A 22,485-nucleotide genomic window follows, 5' to 3' on the forward strand; every position below is an offset into this window, starting at 1 on the left:
CGGTCAGCGCCCGGAAATCACTTCTGTGACGATGTCCTGCAGGACACCATTGTTGACCTGAATCACCGCCTTATGCGGATCGAAGCGCAGCACGCGTGACAGAGCATCGCTGTGCTGGTTATCCAGCAGCGAACTCACCTGCGCGCTACGCCAGCAATGGCGCATCTGCGAAATTGTCAGGCCGGAAAGTTGCGCCAGCTGTTGCGCCAGCGGCAGATCGTCGCTATCGCCGGTCAGCAGCGCACGCACCGCCGCTTCTTCCGGCGCATCCGGCAGCTGTTGCAGCCAGGCTTTCAGCTGGCTGCCGCCCGCGATAAACGGCGAATAAATCATGCACACCAGCTGGGTTTCATTCAGGCCAAACGCCTGTTCGGCGAAGCGCGCAGCACGCTGGCGCGCCCGTTCTATGGCGTCATCGTCCTGATAACGCGCCGCCATTTCCGCTATCAGCTGCGGCGGAAAATCCTTCTGCTCCATCAACCCCAGGGCAAAGCGCGCATATTCGCGAATGCCTTCGGCGTAGCTACGCTGCAACAGCGTCTCCGCACGCAGACCGCGAATATGTGCCATTAACGTGGGATTGCCGCAGTCCGATTCGGAAAAGCTGAACATCAGTTCGTCGAAGCGGAAATGCATAAACTCGGTGAGCAGCGCCCAGTGCGCGCCCGCCTCATAGGCGGTGTCCTGATAGATATTGAAGAACAACGGATCGCGCGCCAGCTGCCAGGTGATGCGGTGCGCGGGCGTCACCTGATCAGCGCCGTAGACATCGGCAAAATAGCGTGCCGCTACTCCATCCAGGGTTTGCAGAAAGCCGCTGAAGCCGCGTGATTTGTCCGCTACTGGCGCATCGAACAGCCGCGACAGATGACGTGCCCAGGCAAGGTACGCGGTTTGTTCCTGCGGCGAATCGCCGGTGATGATCATGTCCACGCCGCCATCGTAGTGCGCCGCGAGGCCAAAGGAGTTCACCATGCTGAGGTTGCAGGCGTTGCAGAAGGTGGAGCGGGCATCGGCGCGGAAGCGGTGGCCGTTCATCAGCACATCATTGCGATTTTGCTGACGCACCGCTTCCGGCATCGGTAAATGGCGTTCAAAATGGCGGATCTGTAATCCGTCAGTCACCAGGCATTCGGTAAAATCATCGTTATGAATATGCAGTGCGCGATAAACGCGATCGATGTTCTCCATCACGCTGTCGTTCATTGCGGCATGGCGGTTGGTGCTGATACGTAGCTGAAAGGTGGTGCCGCGCTGTTGCCAGATCAGCCCCTGAATGTAGCGTACGTACGCCACCATATAGCTGCTGTCTTTGCCGCCGCCATAGGCGAGCAGCACACGGTTATTTTCGGGATGATGCGTATCGGGAAGTGCGGCGAGCAAACGTTGGGAGCAGGACTGGGCTGATTCGAGAATGGCGGTGGACAGGTATCCTTCAATTTCTCTCATCATGGTGGACAGATTATTCATTTTTCACTTTTTCCTTTGGCTAATAAAATCGCAATCGCCTTGAACACGACAACATTGCGGCAAACGGGCCTTGAAGGTGCTACGGAATGAATGTCTCAGTCTTCTTATGCTTGTGCGATTGTCGGCCAGCCACCGATACGCATCGTTAGAATTTAAGAGATGCAGCCTAAACTACTTTGAATGTAATCTGATGGATACGCACAGATCAGCACGATATGGGGTGGAACAGATGACGGGTGAGACGGAAGAACAGGAGAGTCAGAGCAGTCGTTACCGTCAGATAGCAGAACAGATCAAACTGGCGATTCACAGCGGATCGCTGCCGCCGGACAGCCGTTTACCCTCGGTGCGCACCCTGGCCACGCAGTACAGTGTCAGCATGACCACGGCGCTAAAAACATTACGGACCCTTGAGGATGAACACTATGCGGTGGCGCGTCCTAAGTCCGGTTTTTTTGTCGCGCCGCGTAAAGCCGACAAAAAATTGCCGGTGGTCAGCAACGAGCAACCGCGTGAAATCGCCCCGCTGGATGAACAGACCGAGCTGCACCTGGCGATGGTGGGGTCGGATTGTCGCGTCCGTCTGGACCTGGCGAACGGCGATATCTCGCTATATCCGGTGAAAAAAATTGGTCTGCTGATGCGTCAGATGGGGTACAGCAAACCGGCGCTGCTCGGCAATACGGTGAAGGGCACTGGCTATGCGCCGCTGAAAGCGGAAATTGCCCGCCGGGCGGTGGATTATGGCTGCAATATCAACGCCGATGACATCCTGATCACCAACGGCTGCATTGAGGCGATCTCGCTGTCGCTGCGCGCGACCACCCGCCCCGGCGATATTGTGGCGGTGGAATCGCCATGCTATTTCGTGCTGCTGCAAATGTTGCATAACCTCAATCTGCGGGTGATTGAAGTGGAAGCGGGCGCGGAAGGCTACGTCAATGTGGAGAAGCTGACCTCGCTGTTCCAGCGCAAGGCGGTGCAGGCCTATCTCAGCATCAACAACATCAATAACCCGCTGGGGAAAAGCATCCCCAACGAGCAGAAGGCGTACATTGCGCGCCAGGCTGACGAAAACGACGTGGTGATTATTGAGGATGATATCTTCGGTGACACCGCGTTTGGCGAACGCCGACCGTTTCCCATGCGCGCGTTTAGCCCGAACGTGATTCTGTGTAGCGGCTTCTCCAAAACCGTTGCGCCAGGCATTCGCATCGGCTGGGTGCACAGCGTGAATTACATGCGCAAAATCGCCTCGCTGAAATACACCTCGACCATGGGCACTTCGGTGCTGTCACAGGCGGCGATTGCCGAACTGCTGCGCAGCGGCGGCTATGATGCCCACCTGCGTAAACTGCGGCGTGAACTGGCGAATCAGATTCGCCATATGCGGCAGGCGGTGCTGCGCTACTTCCCGCCGGGTACGCGGGTGTCCGATCCGGAAGGCGGTTATGTGCTGTGGGTGGAGATGCCGATTCAGGCGCTGAATGTGCGGGCGTTGTTTCTTAAGGCGCGCAACGCCGGGATTGGCATCGCGCCGGGGCATATTTTCGCCACCGATCACCGCTACGATCACTGCTTCCGGCTAAACGCCGGGTTTGGCTGGAATGCGGAAGTGGAGCAGGCGATTCGCCAGCTGGCACAGTGGTGCCAGCTGTCATTAATCGAAGCCCGGCCGGACTAAGCGCGCCAGGCGTCTTCGATCTCTTCCGCCAGAATCTGCACCGCACGCTCAATGTTTTCCGCGTCCGGGACATAGTTCATGCGCATACATTGATGGGTATGCGGCCACGCCTGCTCCAGGCCTGGGAAGAAGAAGTGGCCTGGCACCATCAGTACGCCACGCGCTTTGAGACGCTGATACAGCGCTTCGGTGCTGATCGGCAGATCGCGGAACCACAGCCAGAGAAAAATCGCCCCTTCGGGTTTATGGATCAGGCAGCGTTCTTCCGGCAAATAGCGACGAATAATGGCGATGGTTTCGCTCACCTTCTGCTGATAAAACGGCTTAATTACCTGCTCAGACAGACGCAGCAAATCGCCGCGCGCGATCATCTCGTTGGCGATAGCCGGGCCGATGCTGCCAGGCGCCAGGCTGATAATGCCATTCATGTTGCCAATGGCGCTGATCGTGCCTTCATCGGCGATGATAATGCCGCAACGTGCCCCCGGCAGGCCGAGTTTCGACAGGCTCATGCACAGGATAATGTTGGGATTCCACAACGGACGCGCTTCGCTGAAGATAATGCCAGGGAACGGCACGCCATAGGCGTTATCAATCAGCAGCGGTACGCCGTGCTGCTGCGCCAGCGCATCCAGCTGCAACAGCTCATCATCGGTGATCACGTTGCCGGTGGGGTTGGTCGGGCGCGATACGCAAATCAGACCGACCTCATCATTTAGCGGCAGATGATCGAAATCGACGTGGTATTTGAACTGGCCTTCCGGCAGCAGCTCAATGTTCGGTTTGGCCGAAACAAACAACCCTTCTTCGAGGCCCGCATCGGCGTAGCCGAGATATTCCGGCGCCAGCGGGAACAGCACGCGCTTTTTGCTGCCGTCGGCGCGATGACCGGCGAACAGGTTAAACAGATAGAAAAAAGCGCTCTGGCTGCCATTGGTCAGCGCGATGTTTTGCGCTGTTAACGGCCAGCCGAACTCTTCGCGCAGCATGTCAGCCAGCGCTTCGAGCAACAAGGTTTTGCCACGCGGGCCATCGTAATTACACAGCGCTTCGCTCAGCTTGCCTTCCTGATGCATCTGCTGCAAAAGCTGGTGGAAATAGTCGTTCATTGCCGGGATCTGCGCCGGATTACCGCCGCCGAGCATGATGGTGCCTGGGGTGCGCAGGCCTTCGCCCATGTCTTCCATCAGACGTGAGATGCCGGAATGTTGCGTAAATTTGTCGCCGAACTGAGAAAAGGACATAAGAGGTTAAAACATTGTAATGGCAGATTGGGGACACCATAGCGCCCGCGACAGGCAGGCGCAATGGTCAGGCGGGGAAAAGGTGCAAAGCCTTATTTCACAACCTCAGGATTGACACAATTCTTCTCGATTTTGCCGGTTAATGCGGCGATCAGGTTGTCCACGGCATCACTCATCATGCCGTCGCGGGTTTCATGCGTGGCGGAACCGATATGCGGCAGCGTCACCACATTGGGCAGCTTCAGCAGCGCGGAATCGGCAGGCACCGGCTCTTTCTCAAACACGTCCAGGCCCGCAGCGTGGATCGTTCCGTCTTGCAGGGCGGCGATCAGCGCCTGCTCGTCCACCACCGGGCCACGTCCGGCGTTGATCAGAATGGCGCTCGGCTTCATCAGCTTCAGCTGCGCGCTGCCTATCATATGGTGCGTCTGCTCGGTCAGCGGCAGGCTGATGCAGACAAAATCGCTCTCTTTCAGCAGCGTTTCCAGATCGCAGGCGCGAGCGCCAAAACGGGTTTCCGCTTCGCTATGCTGGCGGCGCGCGTTGTAGAGGATGTTCATGCCGAAGCCGAAGTGCGCGCGCTGTGCCAGCGCCAGGCCGATACGGCCCATACCGAGAATGCCGAGGGTTTTATGGTGCACGTCGACGCCGTAGTATTCCGGCCCGATGCTTTTCTGCCATTGACCGGCTTTGACCCAGGCATCCAGTTCGGTGACACGGCGCGCGCTGCTCAGCACCAGCGCCATCATGGTGTCAGCCACGGTTTCCGTCAGCACCGTTGGCGTGTGCATCAGCACCACACCGTGCTGGTTCAGCGCCGCAACATCAAAATTGTCATAGCCGACAGACACGGTGGAACAGGCGCGCAGGGCCGGCATCTGTGCCAGCAAATCCGCATTCACCTTGCCGCCGGAACCCAGCAGCCCTTGTGCCTGCTGAAACTGTGCCGCGTGTTGTTTAACGCTTTCGGGCGAAATGTCGCTGACTTCGGTCACGGTGAAATGCGCGTCCAGTTTTGCGCGCAGGTCATCCGGCAGGCTCTTGTAAAGAATCACAGCAGGTTTCATCTTTTGCTCCCTGTAGAACGAGTGACGGGCGACAGCGTCGCCCGGAAAAGTCATTTCAGCTTACGCTTTCAGGCGTGTTTTGCCCCATGCAGCGGCGGCGCTTTGTTTTCGGCGGGTTTGACGATCAACGTCAGCCATACCGACGCCAGCAAGGCTGCACCCATAAAGATGTAAGAAGCCGCCGGGCTGCCGGTTGCGCCATTAAGATAGCCTACTATCCATGAGCCGACGAATGATCCGAGCGCACCCATGCTATTAATCAGCGCCATCGCGCCGCCCGAGACATTGCGCGGCAGCATCTCAGGGATGATGGCGAAGAACGGGCCGTACGGCGCATACATCGCCCCACCGGCAATCACCAGCAGCGCATAGGAGAGCCAGAAATTGCTGGAGCCAGCCAGGTACGAGCCGAGAAACGCCAGCGCGCCAATCAGCAGCAGCGGCCAGACAAACAGTTTGCGGTTCTGCATTTTATCGGAGGCCCACGAGACCACGATCATCGCAATGGTCGCCACCAGATAGGGCACCGCCGACAGCCAGCCCGCTTCCACCATCCCCATCTGCGTGCCGTTACGCAGAATGGATGGCAGCCACAGTACGAAGCCATACACACCGATGCTCCAGGCAAAATATTGCAGGCACAGCAGGATCACGTTGCGATTACGGAAGGCTTCGCCGTAGTTACGTACCGCTTTGATGCCTTCCTGCTCTTTCTGTAACTGCGCCTGCAACGCGGCTTTCTCGGCCTCGTTCATCCAGCGCGCCTGCGCGGGTTTGTCCTGCACCAAAAACCACCAGGCTACCGCCCAGATCACCGCCGGGATGCCCTCGAAGATAAACATCTCGCGCCAGCCAAAGGAATTAATCAGATAGCCCGATACCACCGACATCCACAGCACCGTCACCGGGTTGCCAAGGATCAGAAAGGTATTGGCGCGCGAACGTTCGGATTTGGTGAACCAGTTGCTGATGTAGATCAGCATGGCGGGCATCACCGCCGCTTCCACCACGCCGAGCACGAAGCGGATCGCCGCCAGCATCGGAATGTTGCTGACCACCCCGGTCAGCGAGGCGCACACCCCCCACAGCAGCAGGCAGCAGAAAATCAGTTTTTTCACGCTGCGGCGTTCGGCATACACCGCGCCGGGGATCTGGAAGAAGAAGTAGCCGAGAAAGAACAGGGCGCCCAGCAGCGATGACATGCCTTTGGTGATGCCGAGATCGTCGTTTATCCCTGCGGCAGAGGCGAAGCTGAAGTTCGCCCGGTCCAGATACGCCAGACTGTAGGTGATAAACACGATGGGCATGATAAACCACCAGCGTTTTGGCGCGATTGTCTGCGTTTTCATGATGATATCCTCTGGTTGAGGGAGGGCGTATTCGGTGGATGCGCCTTTTTTTGTGAAACGGTCGCCATTAATGGCGACCCTACATCCGTGTAGGGTGCGCATTTATGCGCACCGGGTATAAATGATTCGCGATCAATAATCGCCAAGCGCGTCGCGCGTTGGCAGTCCTTCACTGTCGCCTGCGACCTGAATCGCCAGCGAGCCAATCTTGTTGCCGCGCAGGATTGCCTGCGGCAGCGTTTTCCCGGCCAGCAGCGCGCTGATCAGGCCGACGGCAAAGCCATCACCGGCGCCCACGGTATCGACCACCTTGTCGACGCGAATCGGCGCCACCAGACCTTTATCGCCATCGGCGGTTTTGAACCAGGCGCCGTCGCTGCCGGTTTTAATCACCACCGCACGCACCCCTTTATCGAGGTAGAAATCAGCGATGGCTTCCGGCTGACGGTAGCCCGTCAGAATCAATCCTTCTTTCTCGCCCGGCAGCACCCAGTCGGCGTACTCTGCCAGCAGATTCAACTGCTTACGCATAACCTCTTCGCTGCGCCACAGTACCGGCCGCAGGTTGGGATCGAAGGAGATGGTTTTACCGCGCGCGCGCATCTCTTTGGCGGCGTGCTTACTCAGCGCCAGCGAGCTGTCGGAAAGGGCCGCGGCGACGCCACTCAGGTGCAGATGGCGCGCATTGCCGAAGTAGCTGGCATTGAAATCTTCTGGCGACAGATGGCTGGCCGCCGAGCCGCTGCGGAAATATTCCACTTCCGGATCGGAGCCGTCATCGACGCGTGACTTGAGCTGAAAACCGGTGCGATAACGCGCGTCAATGGTGACGCAGCGGTGGTCGACACCCTCTTTTTCCAGCTGTTGCAGGGTAAAACGGCCAAAACTGTCATCGCCTACGCGGCTGACCCAACCCACCTGCAATCCGAGGCGCGCCAGGCCGATGGCGACATTGAGTTCGGCACCGGCAATGCGTTTGATAAAATGATCCGCCGCTGCCAGGTCGCCGCTTTGCTGCGCGATAAACATCGCCATTGCTTCGCCAATGGTTACCACATCAAGCTGGGTTGGGGTTGTCATCAGCGACTCCTTACACGGCACGCAGCAGGTCAACGTAATGACGGGTGACCGCCAGCAGGTTCTCGCCTTCAAGCGGGAACTCAATGCCGCGCGGGGCATCGTCGGGCAGGGCAGCCAGCAGGCCGCGCCAGTCTTCGCGGCTGTCATCCAGCGCGATGGCGCGGAAACTGTCGCGATGCGGCACCGCCGTTTTGACGTGTACATAGCTGACGTAGCGGCTCAATTGCTGCGCGGCCTGTAAGGCGTCTTCGCCGGTCCAGTGCCAGTTGGCCATATCAAAGGTCATATCCAGCGGCAGCGCGGCATCGCTGGCCTGGTGGAAAAAGCGCTGCATCGGAGCCAGCTTGCAGTCGGCGGTTTGATCGTTCTCCACCACCAGGGTGACCGGAGAAGCGGCCAGCACGGCGGCTAAGGTGTTGTTACTCAGATCCACGTAATGGCCGAGCGACAGTTTCAGACGCTTTGCCCCCAGCTGTTGCGCTTCGTGCATAAACTGCGCCAGATGCGGGTTCAGCGCGCCGTCAGCCAGATACAGCGTCTCCGGCACGGAATAGCAGGCGCTCAAGCCATGCAGGGCGATGGCATCGGCCAGCGCGGGTAGCTGGCGCAGCTCGTTGGCGCTAAAGAGTTCGCGGCGGATTTCTACGCCATCGGCCCCGGATTGTTTAATCAGTGGCAACAACGCGGCCTGGCCGCCCAGTTCTGCCACTTTGGTGGTGCCATAAGCGGCGGTTACAACAATAATTTCAGGTTTCATCTCTTCTCTCCGGGCACTGACATCACTCCCAAACGTTATAAAAACGTTAGATGGAACCGGTTCCAAAGAAAAGTCGCAAAGGTCGAAATTATGATCATGCTCACGAAGTGAGCCATCAATCGGGGGGATGAGGGCGGAAAATTAATGCAATCGCTGGCTGGAGCCGCGCACGATTAACTCGCCAGAGAATACCTGTTCCGTGACGGGCTGATCGTCGCCGTCAATACGCGCAATCACCCGTTCCAGCGCGGCATAACCAATCTGCCAGGTCGGTTGTTTTAAGGTGGTGATGCCCACGCCCGCCAGCGCCGCCCACTCCAGTTCATCAAAACCCAGCAGGCCAATGGATTCGCCCCAGCGCAGATCGAGACGTTGCAGCGCGCGGGCGACCTGGAGGGTCAATGCGCCGTTGGCGGCCATTACCGCACAGCGCTTACCGGCATGGCGCTGATGGAATTCGCGCAGCACTGCATCCATCTGGGCAGGCTGTTGCAGCGCGACTTCGGCGTTTTCCGCCTGCACGGCGGACGGCACTGTGCTGAAGAAGGAGGTCAGACGCTCGCGGCGCGTGTTCACGCTGCCGAGCGGTTCGCTGAGAAAGAGCAGCGCCTCGTAACCGTTGTCCAGCAGATGCCGGGTGGCGAGCTGTGCCGCTTCCGGGTTGTTCAGGCCCACCACGTCACAGGCGAAATCGGGGATTTTGCGGTCAATCAGCACCATCGGCAGCATCGACTGTTGCAGATGTTTAAGTACGTCTTCGTGCATACCCACGGCATTCACCACAATGCCTTCTACCTGATAGCTGCTCAGCAGTTGCAGGTAATGCTGCTCCAGATCCACTTCGTTGTTGGTGTTACACATCAACAGGGTAAAGCCGTGAGCGCGGCAGGCGGCTTCAATACCGCTCAGCACGTCGACTGAATAGGGGTTGGTGATATCGGCAATGATCAGGCCAATCAGGCGGGTACGCCCGCGCTTCAATCCGCGCGCCATCTGGCTCGGACGATAGTCGAGGTCGGCAATGGCCTGTTCGATGCGGCCTTTCAGATCGGGTGACAGCAGATGCTGCTCACCATTCAGATAGCGGGAAACGCTGGTTTTACCGGTTTTTGCCGAACGGGCAACATCGCTGATAGTCGCACGAGGCGGCCTGGTTTTCATTGCGTACACCTGGATCAAAAGAAACAGGCGAAGACTACCACAGCAACGCCGCTCTGCAAGGACCGGCTAGTCAGAAGTGAGGTGCAGGCGCGGTTGCCACAGGGTTTGCAGCTGAGTGAGCGGTGCGCCGTCCAGCAGTTGCAACACCATCTCCGCCACCTGTTCGCCGACATGCTGTTGCGTGGATTGCAAAATCGCGTTGATCGGCTGGTCGATGATCGAGTCATGCGGCAACCCATCATAGACATACAGCGGTATTGCCTGCGGGCCACTCAGCCGACCGGCCTGTTGCAACGCAATCGCCGCCCCTTCACCAATCGGGCTGCAATCAGTGATGATTGCCTGCGGGGGATGCTCGCCAGCCAGCCAGGCGGTGGTTTGCTGATAACCCGCGCGACGCGACGGCGGCACGGCGGCCAGCAGCGGCGTCGGAACCGGCGATTGATGTAGCGCGAGCGCATCGAGAAAGCCCTCGCGGCGATCGCGTACAAATGTGCAGGATTCATTGCCGCCAATCCACGCCAGCCGCGTCAGTCCCTGCGCCAGGCAGTGCTCTGCCGCCAGCTTCGCCCCGGCGTGGTTATCGAAATCAAACCAGGCATAGGGTTGCGCCAGCTGGCTGCGACCCAGCGCCAGAAAGCGAAAGCCTTTCTGTTGCAGACGTTGCAGACGAATATCCTGCGGCGTGGTGTGGGTGACGATCAACGCATCAACAGCGCGGCTGCGCAGCATACGCATCAGGGTGCGCTGCTGATCCTGGGGCTTATCGGCGACCAGCAGCAGATCAATTTCGTGGTGGGCAAGGCGTTGATCGAGCGTTAGCAGCATTTCGCTGAAATGGCCGTCGCTCAATGGCGGGGCGCTGACCGGGAAGACCAGCCCAACGGCATTGGCGCGTCCGGTCTTCAGGCGACGTGCCGCCGCATTCGGACGGTAGCCACGGCGGGTGGCCTCTTCTTCAATTCGCTTACGGGTGGCTTCCGCCACATCATCGTAGCCGTTCAGGGCACGACTGACGGTAGTAACAGAAAGCCCGAGGGCAGCAGCGATGGCTTTCAGCGACATGATGGGCTTCCACTGATCAATTTTTGATCACGCTAACATAAAGAATTTAACGGCTCTACGGCCTGGCTATTTTTAGGCGCTTTTGAGGCAGTAAGCGTCAAAAGTGGCGTAAAAACACACGAAAAAAGGGCCTGATAGTACAGGCCCCTGGCCTTTAGCCCAGCGGGCTAAGGGTAATTTCAACGCGGCGGTTTTGCGCCTTGCCCGCTTCGGTGCTGTTGCTGGCAATCGGGTTATCCGGTCCCATCCCCTGGGTACGCAGGCGGTTGGTGTCGACACCCTGGAGAATCAGCGCGCTGGCAACGCTCTCAGCACGCTGCTGGGACAGGCGCATATTCAGGGCGCGCGTGCCGGTGCTATCGGTAAAGCCGATCACGTTAACCGCCGTTTTCGGATACTCTTTCAGCACCATCGCGACGCCGGTCAGAGTATTGGCGCCAGCCGGTTTCAGGTTGCTGCTGTTGGAATCAAAGGTGACATTGTTCGGCATATTCAACACGATATTGTCGCCCTGACGCGTCACGCTGACGCCGGTGCCACGCATTTTATCGCGCAGTTTGGCTTCCTGCACATCCATGTAATAACCAATGCCGCCGCCCAGCGCCGCGCCAGATGCTGCGCCAATCAGCGCACCTTTACCGCGATCTTTTTTCGACGACGACAACATACCAACACCCGCGCCCAGCGCGGCACCCAGGCCCGCACCAATGCCGGATTTACCGGCCTGTGACTCGCCGGTATAGGGATTGGTGGTACAGCCAGCCAATGCCAGGCTGCCGCTCAGTAACAAGGCCAGTGCAACAGTGTGCTTATTCATTGAAAATCCCTCACAATATAAACGGGCAAAATAGTCCCATAGCGTCACTATTATGCCGTTCGAACGTGGGGAAAAGCGTGAGAAAAAGTCTTAAATTGTAAAGATTCGCCTCACAGGTTATCAGGATGGCAGAAACAGTCGGTTTGATGGTCGTTGATCAGCCCACAGGCCTGCATATAAGAGTGACAAATAGTAGGGCCGATGAATTTAAAACCACGCTTCTTCAACGCTTTAGACAGCGCTATAGCTGGCTCGGAGGTGGTAGGGGCCAGTTTATAATCGGGGAAATGGTGTAAAATCGGCGTGTTGTCGACAAATTCCCAGATAAAGCGTGAAAAGTCTTCACCGTTGGCTTCCATTGCCAGCAAAGCGCGCGCGTTGACCAGAATGGCGGCCAGCTTGGCACGGTGACGAATCAGACCGCTGTCCTGCATCAGACGATCGAGATCCGCTTCATCCATCAGCGCCACGGCCTGGGGATCAAACTGATGAAAGGCGCGCTGATAGTTTTCCCGTTTTTTCAGCACGGTAATCCACGATAATCCCGCCTGCTGCCCTTCCAGACACAGCATTTCAAATAAGACGCGCTTATCAGTTTGCGGGACGCCCCATTCTGAATCGTGGTACGCCAGATACAGCGGATCCTGAGTTACCCAGCCACATCGTTGCATTGCATCACTCCCTTAGCAGAGGAAAATACTTCGCTTCCCTTGACGTATTAAAGAATCGGTTAATAGTTAATCTATGGGCGCCGATAACTGCTTTATCTAATACCTATCGCCCGATTCCTATCTGGCTCGTCAGGAGTCTTTCATGTTGCAGAAAAGTCAGCGGTCAGGCCAGCACAATCTTGCGCTGGCTTTGGGTGGTATGTGGCTATTCGTTCTGGCCTGGCCTGCTAGCGCCTGGGATACAGGCAGCCAGCAAAAAGACGCGAGTTCACCGGATTACAACGCCATACTTGCCGAAAAAATTTCCCAAAACCATCTGACGTTGACTGAAGACAGCGATATTGACCTGCTGGACGCGGCGCTTAACTCATCGAATAACGCCATCATCAATATGCACACTGAAGGTGCCAGCGTGGGTGCCAATCCGTTTACTAACCGGTTCTCTGCCGGCTGGCAAATGCCGATGAGCAAGGGGATCACCACCGGGCCAGTGGCGCAATATGCCGTCAATCAATCCACCCTGAATTGCCCGCAATGCGAATTTGTCGATCGCAACAACGATGACCAGATCGCGTCGCTCGGCTGGCGTGTTGATTCCACTCTTGGCTGGATTGCGCCCTATGCACAGATTAGTTATAGCCATCAATTAAATGACATGAATTTTACCCCGCATAATGATGATGGCCTTGGGCGGGAAAACAGCTGGATGGATGTCAGCGTCGGGGCCAATCTGCCGCTGGGCCAGAATCTGTCAGCATTTGCTTCGTTCTCGCAAAACGGCGCGATGAGCACTGGCGAGCAATTTATTTATAGCCTTGGCCTCAGCGCCAGCTTTTAACGGCGGCTGCTGGCAACGCATCCTTTTTGACGATCCGCAGCGCTAAAACAGGTACACTGCAACCTTAGCGTCGGCCAGGATAAGCCGTCCGGCGCACTGGGCTAGTCAACGTCAGGTTTCTTCATGTCAGTCAAAATCTTAACTTCAACGCTGGTCGGGCTGGATGGTTTTTGCCAGGATCCGATCGCGGTCCTGCAACAGGCAGAAAACGGCACGCTGGCGGTGTTGCAGCACAACGCACCGGCGTTTTATGCGCTGACGCCGCAGCGGCTGGCGCACTTGCTGGCGCTCGAAGCGGCGGCCCGGCAACCGAATGATGTCACGCTGGATGACAGCCTGTTTGATACCCCGAGCGCGCCCATCGCTGCGCCAGTGGGGAAATTTGCCATGTATCAGGGCTGGCAGCCGGATAACGATTTTCAGCGTCAGGCCGCTATCTGGGGCGTGGCGCTTAGCGAGTCGGTAACCGCAGCCGAGCTGGCGACCTTTGTCGCTTACTGGCAGGCCGAGGGACGTTTGTTCCACCATGTGCAGTGGCAGCAGAAGCTGGCGCGTAGCGTGCAAATGAACCGCGCCGCCAATGGCGGCCAGCCGAAGCGCGATATCACCCAGGTCAGCAATACTGATTACGATATTCCCGATGGTTTCCGAGGTGAATGATGAAAACGCCGAACGATCTTTTCAATCGCCTGAAAAAATTCATGCCGGCTGATGTAAAGCCGAAATTCACCAGCGGTGAAGAGCTGCTGGCGTGGAATCAGGAGCAGGGTCGTTTGCGATCCGAAGCGATTGTGCGCGAGAACCGCGCCATGAAAATGCAGCGCATTATGGGCCGTTCCGGTATCCGCGAGCTGCACATGAACTGCTCGTTCGACAACTATCGGGTAGAAAATGAGGGGCAGCGCAAGGCGCTAAACATGGCGCGGGAATATGCCGCAGGTTTTGAAAACAGCATCTCCAGCTTTGTGTTTTCCGGCCGCCCCGGCACCGGTAAAAACCATCTGGCCGCCGCCATCGGCAACGACCTGATTCTGCGTGGTAAAAGCGTGTTGATTGTTACCGTGGCGGATTTGATGTCGAGCATGAAAGGCACCTTCAGCGGCGGCAGCGATATTACCGAAGAACGTCTGCTGAACGATCTGAGCCATGTCGATCTGCTGGTGATCGACGAGATCGGTATGCAGAGCGAATCCCGCTATGAAAAAGTGATCATCAACCAGATTGTCGATCGTCGCTCCTCGTCCAAACGTCCAACCGGCATGTTGTCGAATCTGGACCCGGCGGGGATGAACACCCTGCTGGGCGAGCGTGTGATGGATCGTATGCGCCTCGGCAACAGCCTGTGGGTTCGCTTCGACTGGGAAAGTTACCGCAGCCGCGTGCGCGGCGATGAGTATTAATCCGCCTTCCTTCTTCTATCCGGTGCGCCACGTCAAAAATGACAACAAAGTCTAAGATAAAGCGCACCCGGAGGCTGCTACACTGAAACCCATCCATTCTGCCGGGTGAGCAAGGTATGAAAGCGACGGGCAAAGGGCCAGCGTTACTACGATTGAACAACCTGAAGCGGGTAATGACGCAGCTGCGCCATACCCGTATCACCTCCCGCCAGGATTTAGCTCTGGCATTGGCGCTCAGCAAAAATACCGTTTCGCTGATTGTGGATGATCTGCTGGAACAGGGGTTAATCACCGAGCTGGGGCCGGTCAGCGTGGCCGCCGCCGGACGACCCAAAATTGAGATATCGCTGCGGCCGGAAAAGCTGAAAAGCGCTGGCATCATGGTGGAGCGTCAGGCGATTCACTGGCGCGTGTGTGACTATTTCTCGCAGATCGTTGCCGAGCAAACCTGGCGTACCGATACCGACGATCCCGCCACCCTGTTGCAGGAGCTGGTGGAGTGCTGCCAGACGCTGCGTGCAGTCCATCCTGAATTAATTGGCGTAGCGCTGGGCTTTCCTGGCATCGTCGATCCGCATCGCGGCTGGATGCATTTCTCTTCCCACCTCGGCTGGCAAAATGTTGACCTGCTGACGCCGCTCCGGCGTGAGATTAAACTGCCACTGCGCATTATGAACAACGTCAAAGCCGCGGCATTGTTGTCGGTGCAGCAGCTGGGGCTGAATAAGAGTCAAAGCCATTTTTACCTGCGCATTGCCGAGGGAATTGGTGGCGCGCTGGTGCAGCAGGGCGAAGTGTTTACCGGCAGCAGCTGGACCGCAGGCGAAGTCGGGCATCTGACGGTGCAGCCGAAGGGGCCGCGCTGTAGCTGTGGTCGTCTGGGGTGCCTGGAAGCGTTGGTCAGCCAACCTGCTATTCAGCAGCAGCTGGCGCGGCGTAAACCGGGGCTGCGCTGGCAAAATCGCGACAGCGAACCCGCGCTGCTGGGAGAGGTGATGCGTGAAGCGGGCGCCCAACTGGGCAGTGCGCTGAGCCAGGTGATGTTGCTGCTCAATCCGGCCAGCATTATGGTCGATAGTCCCTGCAATGCTTATCCGGCGTTTGTCGAGGCGGTACGGCAGGCGGCACAGGCCAGCACGCTGGCATTTACCTTTACGCACACCTCGCTGCATTTTTTACCGCAGCGCATCGATCCCGCCAACGGTCTGGCGCTGGCGGTGATTGAGCAGTATGAGCAGCGGATGGGATAAGCGGCGCGATAGTTCGCGCCGCCAGTACCTGAGTTTAATGGCGCGGAATATTCAGCGATTCTGCGGTGTCGGCGCTGCGGGTAGTGGCTGGCAGCTCCGCATCAACATTGAACTTCTCCAGCACCAGGCCGTGGATTTTCTCCAGTGATACCCCAGCGGTTTCCGGCAGGTAGCGGAAGGTGAAGAAGTACATAACGAGTGAGAAAATCGCGAACAGCAACAGCGGGAAACCACCGTGGAACATATCGATCAGCAGTGGGTTGCTGTTCATGATCGGGAAGGTGGTGCTGATGACAAAGTTCGCCATCGACATGGCGCAGATAGAGATCCCCACGCAGACCGAACGAATTTCTGTCGGGAAGATTTCGCCCAGCACCGTCCAGACAATCTGACCCCAGGTCATGCCGAAGAAGATCATATAGGCAAACAGACCGACCACAGGCCACAGGCCGGGCAGATGGTAGTAGAAGGCGATAAACGAGTAAGCGAGGAAGATGCAGGAGGTGATAGCCCCGAGCAGCAGCAGCTTACGACGGCCCACTTTATCGATCAGCGTCATCCCCGCCAGCACACCGATAAACTGACACACCGACAGCCAGAAGGTTTGCAGCAGCGCCGAATCGACATTGCTGGAGACATTTTTCAGCAGCGTTGGACCGAAATACTGAATCACGTTGATGCCGCTGATCTGGTTACCTACCGCCAGACCAATCCCGATCACCAGTAAAGGCACGGTGGTTTTATCAAGGCGGAAGCGGGCTTTATGCTGGCGCGCCGCTTCACCGGAGAATGAGTGTTTGATTTCGTTAAACACGCTCTCGGCATGTTCACGGTTGGAGATTTTGGTCAGCGTATCCAGCGCCGCATCGTATTTCCCCTTCAGCACGTTCCAGCGCGGCGACTCCGGGATAAAGGCGATAAAGAAGATAAACAGCGCGCACGGCACCAGAGCGGTGGCCAGGATATAGCGCCAGCCCATGGCGATCATCACGTCCGGCAGCAGCGATTTGGTGATGAAGTAGTTAGTCAGCAGCACCACCGATTGCCCGCCAACGCAGCACACCGCATACAACGCCGTGGTGCGCCCGCGAAACTTCGAAGGTGACAGTTCCGCCAGATAGATCGGCGAAATCACCGACGCCAGCCCGATCGCCAGCCCACCGATGATGCGGAACAGCACAAACACCGTGAAGGTATGGGCGACGGCGGTGCCGATCACCGAAACGGTGAACAGCAACGCGGTGATGGCGAGTGATTTTTTTCGCCCCAGCACGTCGCTCAGGCGCGGTGCGATAAAGCAACCGACCAGACTGCCGAGCAGAATGTTAGAGACCGCCCAGCCAGTTTCAGCAGGCGTCAGTTGGAAATATTCACTTAACGGTTCGATGGCACCGGAGATGATTGAAGAGTCATAACCCATCAGCAGGCCGCCGAAAGCGGCGACAGTGCAGCAGAGAATGACATACTTCATGTTGTAGCGTTTTTGCCTGGTATCCATTTTTATAGCCCCTTGTCTCTACGGCCTGGACGTCGCTTGTCCAGAAAGAGGAGTGTTGTAGGTTGTCGATGTTCCGCTTTTCACGCAGGGTACTCATGATGGAATATATTTTCTAAATGGCTATTTTTGGATCATTTTTTCCGAAAAGTGTGAGCAGGGTTGCGAAAATTGCGGTTTAGTCATCAATCGCGTGGCGTATATACCGATGAAATGATGGGTTTTTTATTCGGCGAAGTGTCAGGCTATATCGTAATTCTTGTTTTTTAATGAAATTTATCTGAAATTTTTATTCTGAAACGTGGCGACAATCACGGCTTTATTCCGCTGGGTAAATCCCGGCAGCCGTGGTTTCATTTTTTGCCGGGCAGCAGGCATAATACATTGATTGAAAGGCCGTCTTTGCGGACATCGCAATGAAAACGCAGCGCATAACTCTGGACGATATTGCCACCCTGGCGGGGGTCACCAAGATGACGGTGAGCCGGTATTTACGCACGCCAGAAAAAGTGAAAACGGAAACGGCCGACAAAATTGCCAGCGTGATTGCGGAAATTGGCTACACGCCCGATCCAGACAATCTTGCACTGAGCAGTTCCAGTCAACCACGCATCGGCGTGTTGATCCCTTCCTTTAATAATCAAATCTTTGCCGACTTACTGGCCGGCATCGAATCCGTGACCAGTGCGCATGGCTACCAGACGCTGGTGGTCAATTATGATTACAACCCGCAGCGTGAAGAGGAGCAGATCGCTACGGTGCTGGCCTTCAACATCAAGGGGCTGATTCTGACTGAATCGGTGCATACCGTGCGTGCGGAAAAGTATCTGAAAGCCGCCAGCATTCCGGTGGCCGAGGTGATGGGGCTGACCGAGGCGCGCGATCGCATCAATGTTGGCTTCGACAACTATCGCGCAGGCTACGATATGACGGCGATGCTGCTGGCGAGCGGAAAACAGCGGGTGATCTATTTTGGCTCGATGTCGGACCGACGCGATGAGCAACGCTATGCCGGTTACTGTGATGCGGTGACGGCGGCAGGACTGCCCGCCGGACGCATCGTTCCCAACAAGGTCTCCTCGGTCTCGATTGGCACGGGCATGATGACGCTGGCGCGCCAGCTCTACCCGGATATGGACGCGATTCTGTGTACCAATGACGATCTGGCGGTGGGGGTGTTGCAGGAGTGCCATGCGGCAGGCATTGCGGTGCCGCAGTCGATGGCGATTGCCGGTTTCCATGGGCTGGAGATTGGCCAGGTGACTACGCCACGGCTGGCCAGCGTGATCACGCCACGCTTTGAAATGGGCAAAGTCGCCACCGAAATCGTCATCAAAAAGATTAACCGCCAGCCGACCATCGAACAGGTCAACCTGCACTATCGCTTATCGATGGGCGCCACCATCTGAATCAACAAAAAACCCCGTTCATCTCTGAACGGGGTTTTTTCTGAACCGTTAATCGCGAGCTGTGCTGCTGGCGATGGGCGGCGGCGTATGATGCGCACGCTTGAGGAAGCGACTTTCCAGCAGATTCCACGAGGTATAGGCCAGCGCCAGAGTGATGACAATCGTCAGCAACAGGCCAGCAAAGGCATTGGCATTGAAGACGCCGAAGTGTTGCAGCAGCTGAATAATCGGCCAGTGATAGAGATACATGCCGTACGACAGGTCACCGTACTGGCTGATTTTGACCTCTTTACACAGATTGGTGCAGAACAAAATCACCACCGAAGAGAAGGCGACGGGTTCGACAATGAACGAGTAGTCGGTGTTTTTGAACAGCAGGAACACCACCAGCGAAATAATCGCGATCTCTTTTAAGCGGTCAAACGTGGGCTGATGCGTGGCCAGCAGACTGCCAAAGAAGAAGTAGGAGGAGAGCGAAATGAACTGCTTCGCTAAGGTGTCAGCTTTTGCCCCGGTATACACAGACGTGAAGTAGAAGAACCACGCACAGGAGATAACGAAGATAGCGCCCCAGACCTTCAGCGGGCTTTTCTTCATCAGCGGCAGCACGAATGGCAGCAGAACGTAGAGGGTCAGCTCGGCCTTGATCGTCCACAGAGAACCGTCCATCGGCTGGTTAGGGTTGGTGGTGAACACCCCCGGCAGTGAAGGCTGAATGAAGTTCAGGAACGAGAAGTTGGCAATCAGATACTTGACGGTTTCTTTGTTCTTCAGGAAATCGACAATCGGCAGGGTGGTGACGCACAGGCCAATCACAAAACACATAATTACAACGAATATATACGCCGGTAAAATTCGTTGCGCACGTTTAATAAAATATGAGGTGAGTGATTTACTTCTTAAGTAACTTTTCGCAATAAGAAAACCACTTATTGCGAAAAATCCTTTTACGGCAAAATCACTATTCAGAAAGTGTGCGAGGAAACGAATATCAGCATTTCTCGTCACTTCTGCCGAATGCACCAGTAACACGATAAAGGCGAGGGAGAGTCGGACGATGTCGAAGTTATTTTTTTCGTTCATATCTGCATTCTTTCATTGAGTGACGGTGCGCCAGTGAAATCATTAATAAACTTCACGTGAGATGTTAAGAATATTCCGACTACTGCTGACGCAGATGTTCTGTTATTAGAGAATCAAAAGAATCAAAAAGCAAGCGATGCCCAAAATGGAAAGGATATTCAGACTTTCCTTATGTGTCTATCAGCTTACTCTGAGAATTAAAGCGAGACGCTGACGGTTAACGTCAGCGTCTTTTTCGCTAGCGGAAAAGCTGGAAGGTTTGGGAAACTTCATAACCTGTGATGGATTGCTTGCTTGAAATCGTATTGTAATAAAGGTAGTAGAGAACCATTAATATGGTCACCGCTACGGCCAGCACCTTCATTAATTTCTTCGATTCCCAGATGCAAAGAGAAATAAGCACTGGCTCCACCTGAAGTAAATAGTTTGCCAGGCGTCCGCCAGAGGCATAATCCTGCAACGCCATCCTCAGGCCACTACCGATGGCGAAGGTGATAACCAGAATGTAATAGAGGCGGAATTTCTCTTCGTCGAAATTCTTAATTTTGTCGCTCAGCAGCATAAAGCTGAAGATAAAGACGAAGCCGATGTTCTTCAGGTTAGACAGGGTGACAATCCCCTGTTCCTGCGCAGAATCCTGGTTGGCATAGCCCATGGCCCTGTCGCCTAATGAACCAAGATGGCTGGAGAGCAAGGCAATCAGCGCCGAGCTGCCCATAAAGGCGAGAGGCAGGCTGGCGACAACGATAAGTATCGGGATGTACTTATTTTTTCTCACAATCAGCGCCATCGGTACCAATAGCGCCACAATACCGGTGGCGTGGCTCATAAACGACAGAAGAAAGGTGGTGATGGTACCGGATCGACTTCTGCGCGCGAGATGATAAACAAAGCCCATTAAAAACGCCGAACATAAACCAAAGCGAATCTGGTTCATGTCTTTATTGATAAACAGGTGCGCAGAATAAACCGCTAACGCAACTAAGGGGAGCGGCGTCAATTTACGGAAGTAGTGGGCGTTAATGCAGACGGCAATCACGGTAAAGACATAAATAAAGATGTCTGGATTGGCCGTAAACATACGAGTGAAACCGGCGATAGCAAAAATACCCGGTTCGTAGCGGAATTCAATTACCGCATTCCAGAAACCTTCGACAATAATTTTATCGACGAACTGCGTAAAGAACTGGCGATACTGGAAATCATCCAGGCCGGTTCCGAGGCCACGAATTCCACCAAAAGTAAAAAGCACGACCACGGCAACAAAATAAAGATATAATCTGATTCGCGCTGTGTTTTCATCTTTACTAAGCATGACTTCAATTATCGCAACGAAGGTCAAACTCAGGCTTATGATCCAGTAAATTCCCATGGTCACAGATTCTTATAGTTTAAAATTTACTTATAACATATGGCCTTGTTAACGTAAACATGAGAAAAGTCTAATTTTTTCTGGCCCGGTATTATATTGGGTGAAAGATAACATCATTATTTGCTACCTTTCTCTTCAGGCTATGTTGGTCTCATTTTTGCGACAGATTTACTCTCTGGGACAGCGTTATTGCTCAGGATGCCGCGGCTTCCGGGCGCGAGCATTTTACGTTTCTCATTGTTTTTTATCAGGATTTGGAGTCAGAGAGATGAAGTTTACTTTTTTGCCTGCATTGATTTTCCTGCTTTATCTTCCCAGCGCATTTGCCAATAAGGAAATTCCGATCTGGCCAAATGAAGTGTCAGGAAATAATAAAGTTATTAATTTTAGTAAGAACCCGGCAGATAATAATCGTGCTGTAACAAATGTGAATTCTCCAGAAATGATTTATGTTCCGCCGTCCGGGAAAAATAATCATTCTGCGGTGCTTATCATTCCGGGTGGGGGATTTTCTTACATTATGGAAGATCTCGAAGGGCTGGATGTCGCGAAGGTCCTGAGTAAAAAAGGGTATTCCTCATTTGTGCTGCTTTATCGGATGCCGCACGGGGGAACTGAGGTTAATCGTAATAATGCTTTTGCTGATGTGCAGCGCGCGATGCGCCTGATTCGCGCCAGCGCGGCTAACTATCGCATTGCCCCTAATCAGATTGGCGTGATGGGTTTTTCAGCCGGTGCTTTTCTGGCGGCGAACGTCAGCAACGATCCTGATGCCGCCAATTATCCGGCGCGGGATGACCAGGACAAAGTATCTGCCCGCCCTGATTTTGCTGCGTTGATTTACCCGGTGCTATCGCTGAAAGATGGCGTCACCCACAACGGCACGCGCGCGGCGATGTATGGCAAAGATATCAGTGATGACATCAAGCAGCGTTTTTCACAGGAAGATCGCGTTAGCGCCAACACGCCACCGACGTTCCTTGCTCAGGCGCTGAATGACGGCACGGCCTCACCGCAAAACTCGCTGCGCATGTTTGAGGCGCTGCGTAAGAATAAGGTTGCTGTTGAACTGCATCTGTTCCAGCAGGGCGGCCATGGCTTTGGCATCGTGAAAAAGCAGGATATTCCCGCCAAAAACTGGCCCACGCTGTTCAGCGACTGGCAGGCAAACCTGGTGAAGTAATGCGATGCGGCCTGCGAGTAAATCCGCGCCCTACAGAAAAACGTAGGGGCGGCTTTTATGCCGACCAGGCCAATAACTGCAAGATTTCAT

20 protein-coding genes are annotated in these 22,485 nt (G+C 55.5%); 7 read left to right on the forward strand and 13 right to left on the reverse strand.

The genetic code is table 11. The features are described 5' to 3' along the window. Positions 1–3: 3 nt before the first annotated feature. Complete coding sequence (locus AC6I8V_RS00235) at positions 4–1,470, reverse strand: hypothetical protein (RefSeq protein ID WP_497843959.1); 1,467 nt, start codon at positions 1,468–1,470, stop codon at positions 4–6. A gap of 229 nt (positions 1,471–1,699) precedes the next feature. Between AC6I8V_RS00235 and AC6I8V_RS00240 the strand changes: the two genes are divergently transcribed. After that, positions 1,700–3,154: an aminotransferase-like domain-containing protein gene (locus AC6I8V_RS00240; RefSeq protein WP_497843960.1), complete on the forward strand. Its 1,455-nt coding sequence runs from the start codon at positions 1,700–1,702 to the stop codon at positions 3,152–3,154. Here AC6I8V_RS00240 and AC6I8V_RS00245 read toward each other — a convergent pair. The 9 genes from AC6I8V_RS00245 to AC6I8V_RS00285 form a co-directional block, all read right to left on the reverse strand. Beyond that, the gene (locus AC6I8V_RS00245) at positions 3,151–4,398 is read right to left on the reverse strand and encodes a valine--pyruvate transaminase (RefSeq protein ID WP_497843961.1); all 1,248 of its coding nucleotides are present in this window, start codon (positions 4,396–4,398) and stop codon (positions 3,151–3,153) included. The genes AC6I8V_RS00240 and AC6I8V_RS00245 overlap by 4 nt on opposite strands. Positions 4,399–4,490: 92 nt before the next feature. Next, complete coding sequence (gene ghrB / locus AC6I8V_RS00250; protein WP_497843962.1) at positions 4,491–5,465, reverse strand: glyoxylate/hydroxypyruvate reductase GhrB; 975 nt, start codon at positions 5,463–5,465, stop codon at positions 4,491–4,493. 68 nt (positions 5,466–5,533) lie between these two features. Next, positions 5,534–6,814, reverse strand: a complete 1,281-nt coding sequence (locus AC6I8V_RS00255) for an MFS transporter (RefSeq protein ID WP_497843963.1) — start codon at positions 6,812–6,814, stop codon at positions 5,534–5,536. Positions 6,815–6,946: 132 nt separating this feature from the next. Beyond that, the gene (locus tag AC6I8V_RS00260; RefSeq protein ID WP_497843964.1) at positions 6,947–7,894 is read right to left on the reverse strand and encodes a sugar kinase; all 948 of its coding nucleotides are present in this window, start codon (positions 7,892–7,894) and stop codon (positions 6,947–6,949) included. Between the two features lie 10 nt (positions 7,895–7,904). Continuing rightward, a complete protein-coding gene (locus tag AC6I8V_RS00265; RefSeq protein WP_497843965.1) occupies positions 7,905–8,651 on the reverse strand; it encodes a sugar phosphate isomerase/epimerase family protein in 747 nt (248 codons plus the stop codon). Positions 8,652–8,792: 141 nt separating this feature from the next. Next, positions 8,793–9,812: a LacI family DNA-binding transcriptional regulator gene (locus tag AC6I8V_RS00270; RefSeq protein WP_497843966.1), complete on the reverse strand. Its 1,020-nt coding sequence runs from the start codon at positions 9,810–9,812 to the stop codon at positions 8,793–8,795. 66 nt (positions 9,813–9,878) lie between these two features. Continuing rightward, positions 9,879–10,877: a LacI family DNA-binding transcriptional regulator gene (locus AC6I8V_RS00275; protein WP_497843967.1), complete on the reverse strand. Its 999-nt coding sequence runs from the start codon at positions 10,875–10,877 to the stop codon at positions 9,879–9,881. A gap of 154 nt (positions 10,878–11,031) precedes the next feature. After that, positions 11,032–11,694 (reverse strand): OmpA family lipoprotein, encoded by a 663-nt coding sequence (locus AC6I8V_RS00280; RefSeq protein ID WP_497843968.1) that lies wholly within the window; start codon positions 11,692–11,694, stop codon positions 11,032–11,034. A 110-nt stretch (positions 11,695–11,804) separates the two neighbouring features. Beyond that, positions 11,805–12,365, reverse strand: a complete 561-nt coding sequence (locus AC6I8V_RS00285) for a DNA-3-methyladenine glycosylase I (RefSeq protein ID WP_497843969.1) — start codon at positions 12,363–12,365, stop codon at positions 11,805–11,807. A gap of 142 nt (positions 12,366–12,507) precedes the next feature. Here AC6I8V_RS00285 and AC6I8V_RS00290 point away from each other — a divergent pair, with 142 nt between their 5' ends. The 4 genes from AC6I8V_RS00290 (at position 12,508) to AC6I8V_RS00305 (ending at position 15,853) form a co-directional block, all read left to right on the forward strand. Further along, positions 12,508–13,203, forward strand: coding sequence for an autotransporter domain-containing protein (locus AC6I8V_RS00290; RefSeq protein ID WP_497843970.1), 696 nt, complete (start codon positions 12,508–12,510; stop codon positions 13,201–13,203). Between the two features lie 123 nt (positions 13,204–13,326). After that, positions 13,327–13,863, forward strand: coding sequence for a primosomal protein DnaT (dnaT, locus tag AC6I8V_RS00295; RefSeq protein ID WP_497843971.1), 537 nt, complete (start codon positions 13,327–13,329; stop codon positions 13,861–13,863). Further along, on the forward strand, positions 13,863–14,603 hold the full coding sequence (dnaC, locus tag AC6I8V_RS00300; RefSeq protein WP_497845896.1) for a replicative helicase loader DnaC: 741 nt from the start codon (positions 13,863–13,865) through the stop codon (positions 14,601–14,603). The genes dnaT and dnaC overlap by 1 nt, the downstream gene beginning before the upstream one ends. A 116-nt stretch (positions 14,604–14,719) precedes the next feature. Beyond that, positions 14,720–15,853 carry an ROK family transcriptional regulator gene (locus AC6I8V_RS00305; protein ID WP_497843972.1) on the forward strand — a complete coding sequence of 378 codons (1,134 nt, stop codon included), beginning with the start codon at positions 14,720–14,722 and terminating at the stop codon, positions 15,851–15,853. Between the two features lie 34 nt (positions 15,854–15,887). On the opposite strand, the gene AC6I8V_RS00310 is transcribed toward AC6I8V_RS00305, so the two are convergent. Further along, complete coding sequence (locus AC6I8V_RS00310) at positions 15,888–17,351, reverse strand: sugar porter family MFS transporter (protein ID WP_497843973.1); 1,464 nt, start codon at positions 17,349–17,351, stop codon at positions 15,888–15,890. Positions 17,352–17,764: 413 nt separating this feature from the next. On the opposite strand from AC6I8V_RS00310, the gene AC6I8V_RS00315 reads away from it, so the two are divergent. Then, positions 17,765–18,757, forward strand: coding sequence for a LacI family DNA-binding transcriptional regulator (locus AC6I8V_RS00315; protein WP_497843974.1), 993 nt, complete (start codon positions 17,765–17,767; stop codon positions 18,755–18,757). Between the two features lie 48 nt (positions 18,758–18,805). Here AC6I8V_RS00315 and AC6I8V_RS00320 read toward each other — a convergent pair whose 3' ends face one another. Further along, positions 18,806–19,840, reverse strand: coding sequence for an acyltransferase family protein (locus AC6I8V_RS00320; RefSeq protein ID WP_497843975.1), 1,035 nt, complete (start codon positions 19,838–19,840; stop codon positions 18,806–18,808). A gap of 238 nt (positions 19,841–20,078) precedes the next feature. Then, entirely contained in the window at positions 20,079–21,212 is a 1,134-nt protein-coding gene (locus AC6I8V_RS00325) for an EpsG family protein (protein WP_497843976.1), read from the reverse strand. A 100-nt stretch (positions 21,213–21,312) separates the two neighbouring features. Here AC6I8V_RS00325 and AC6I8V_RS00330 point away from each other — a divergent pair, with 100 nt between their 5' ends. Beyond that, positions 21,313–22,395: an alpha/beta hydrolase gene (locus AC6I8V_RS00330; RefSeq protein ID WP_497843977.1), complete on the forward strand. Its 1,083-nt coding sequence runs from the start codon at positions 21,313–21,315 to the stop codon at positions 22,393–22,395. Positions 22,396–22,485 lie beyond the last annotated feature (90 nt).

Source organism: Pantoea sp. X-Soil-TKNS-1207, from assembly GCF_059730485.1.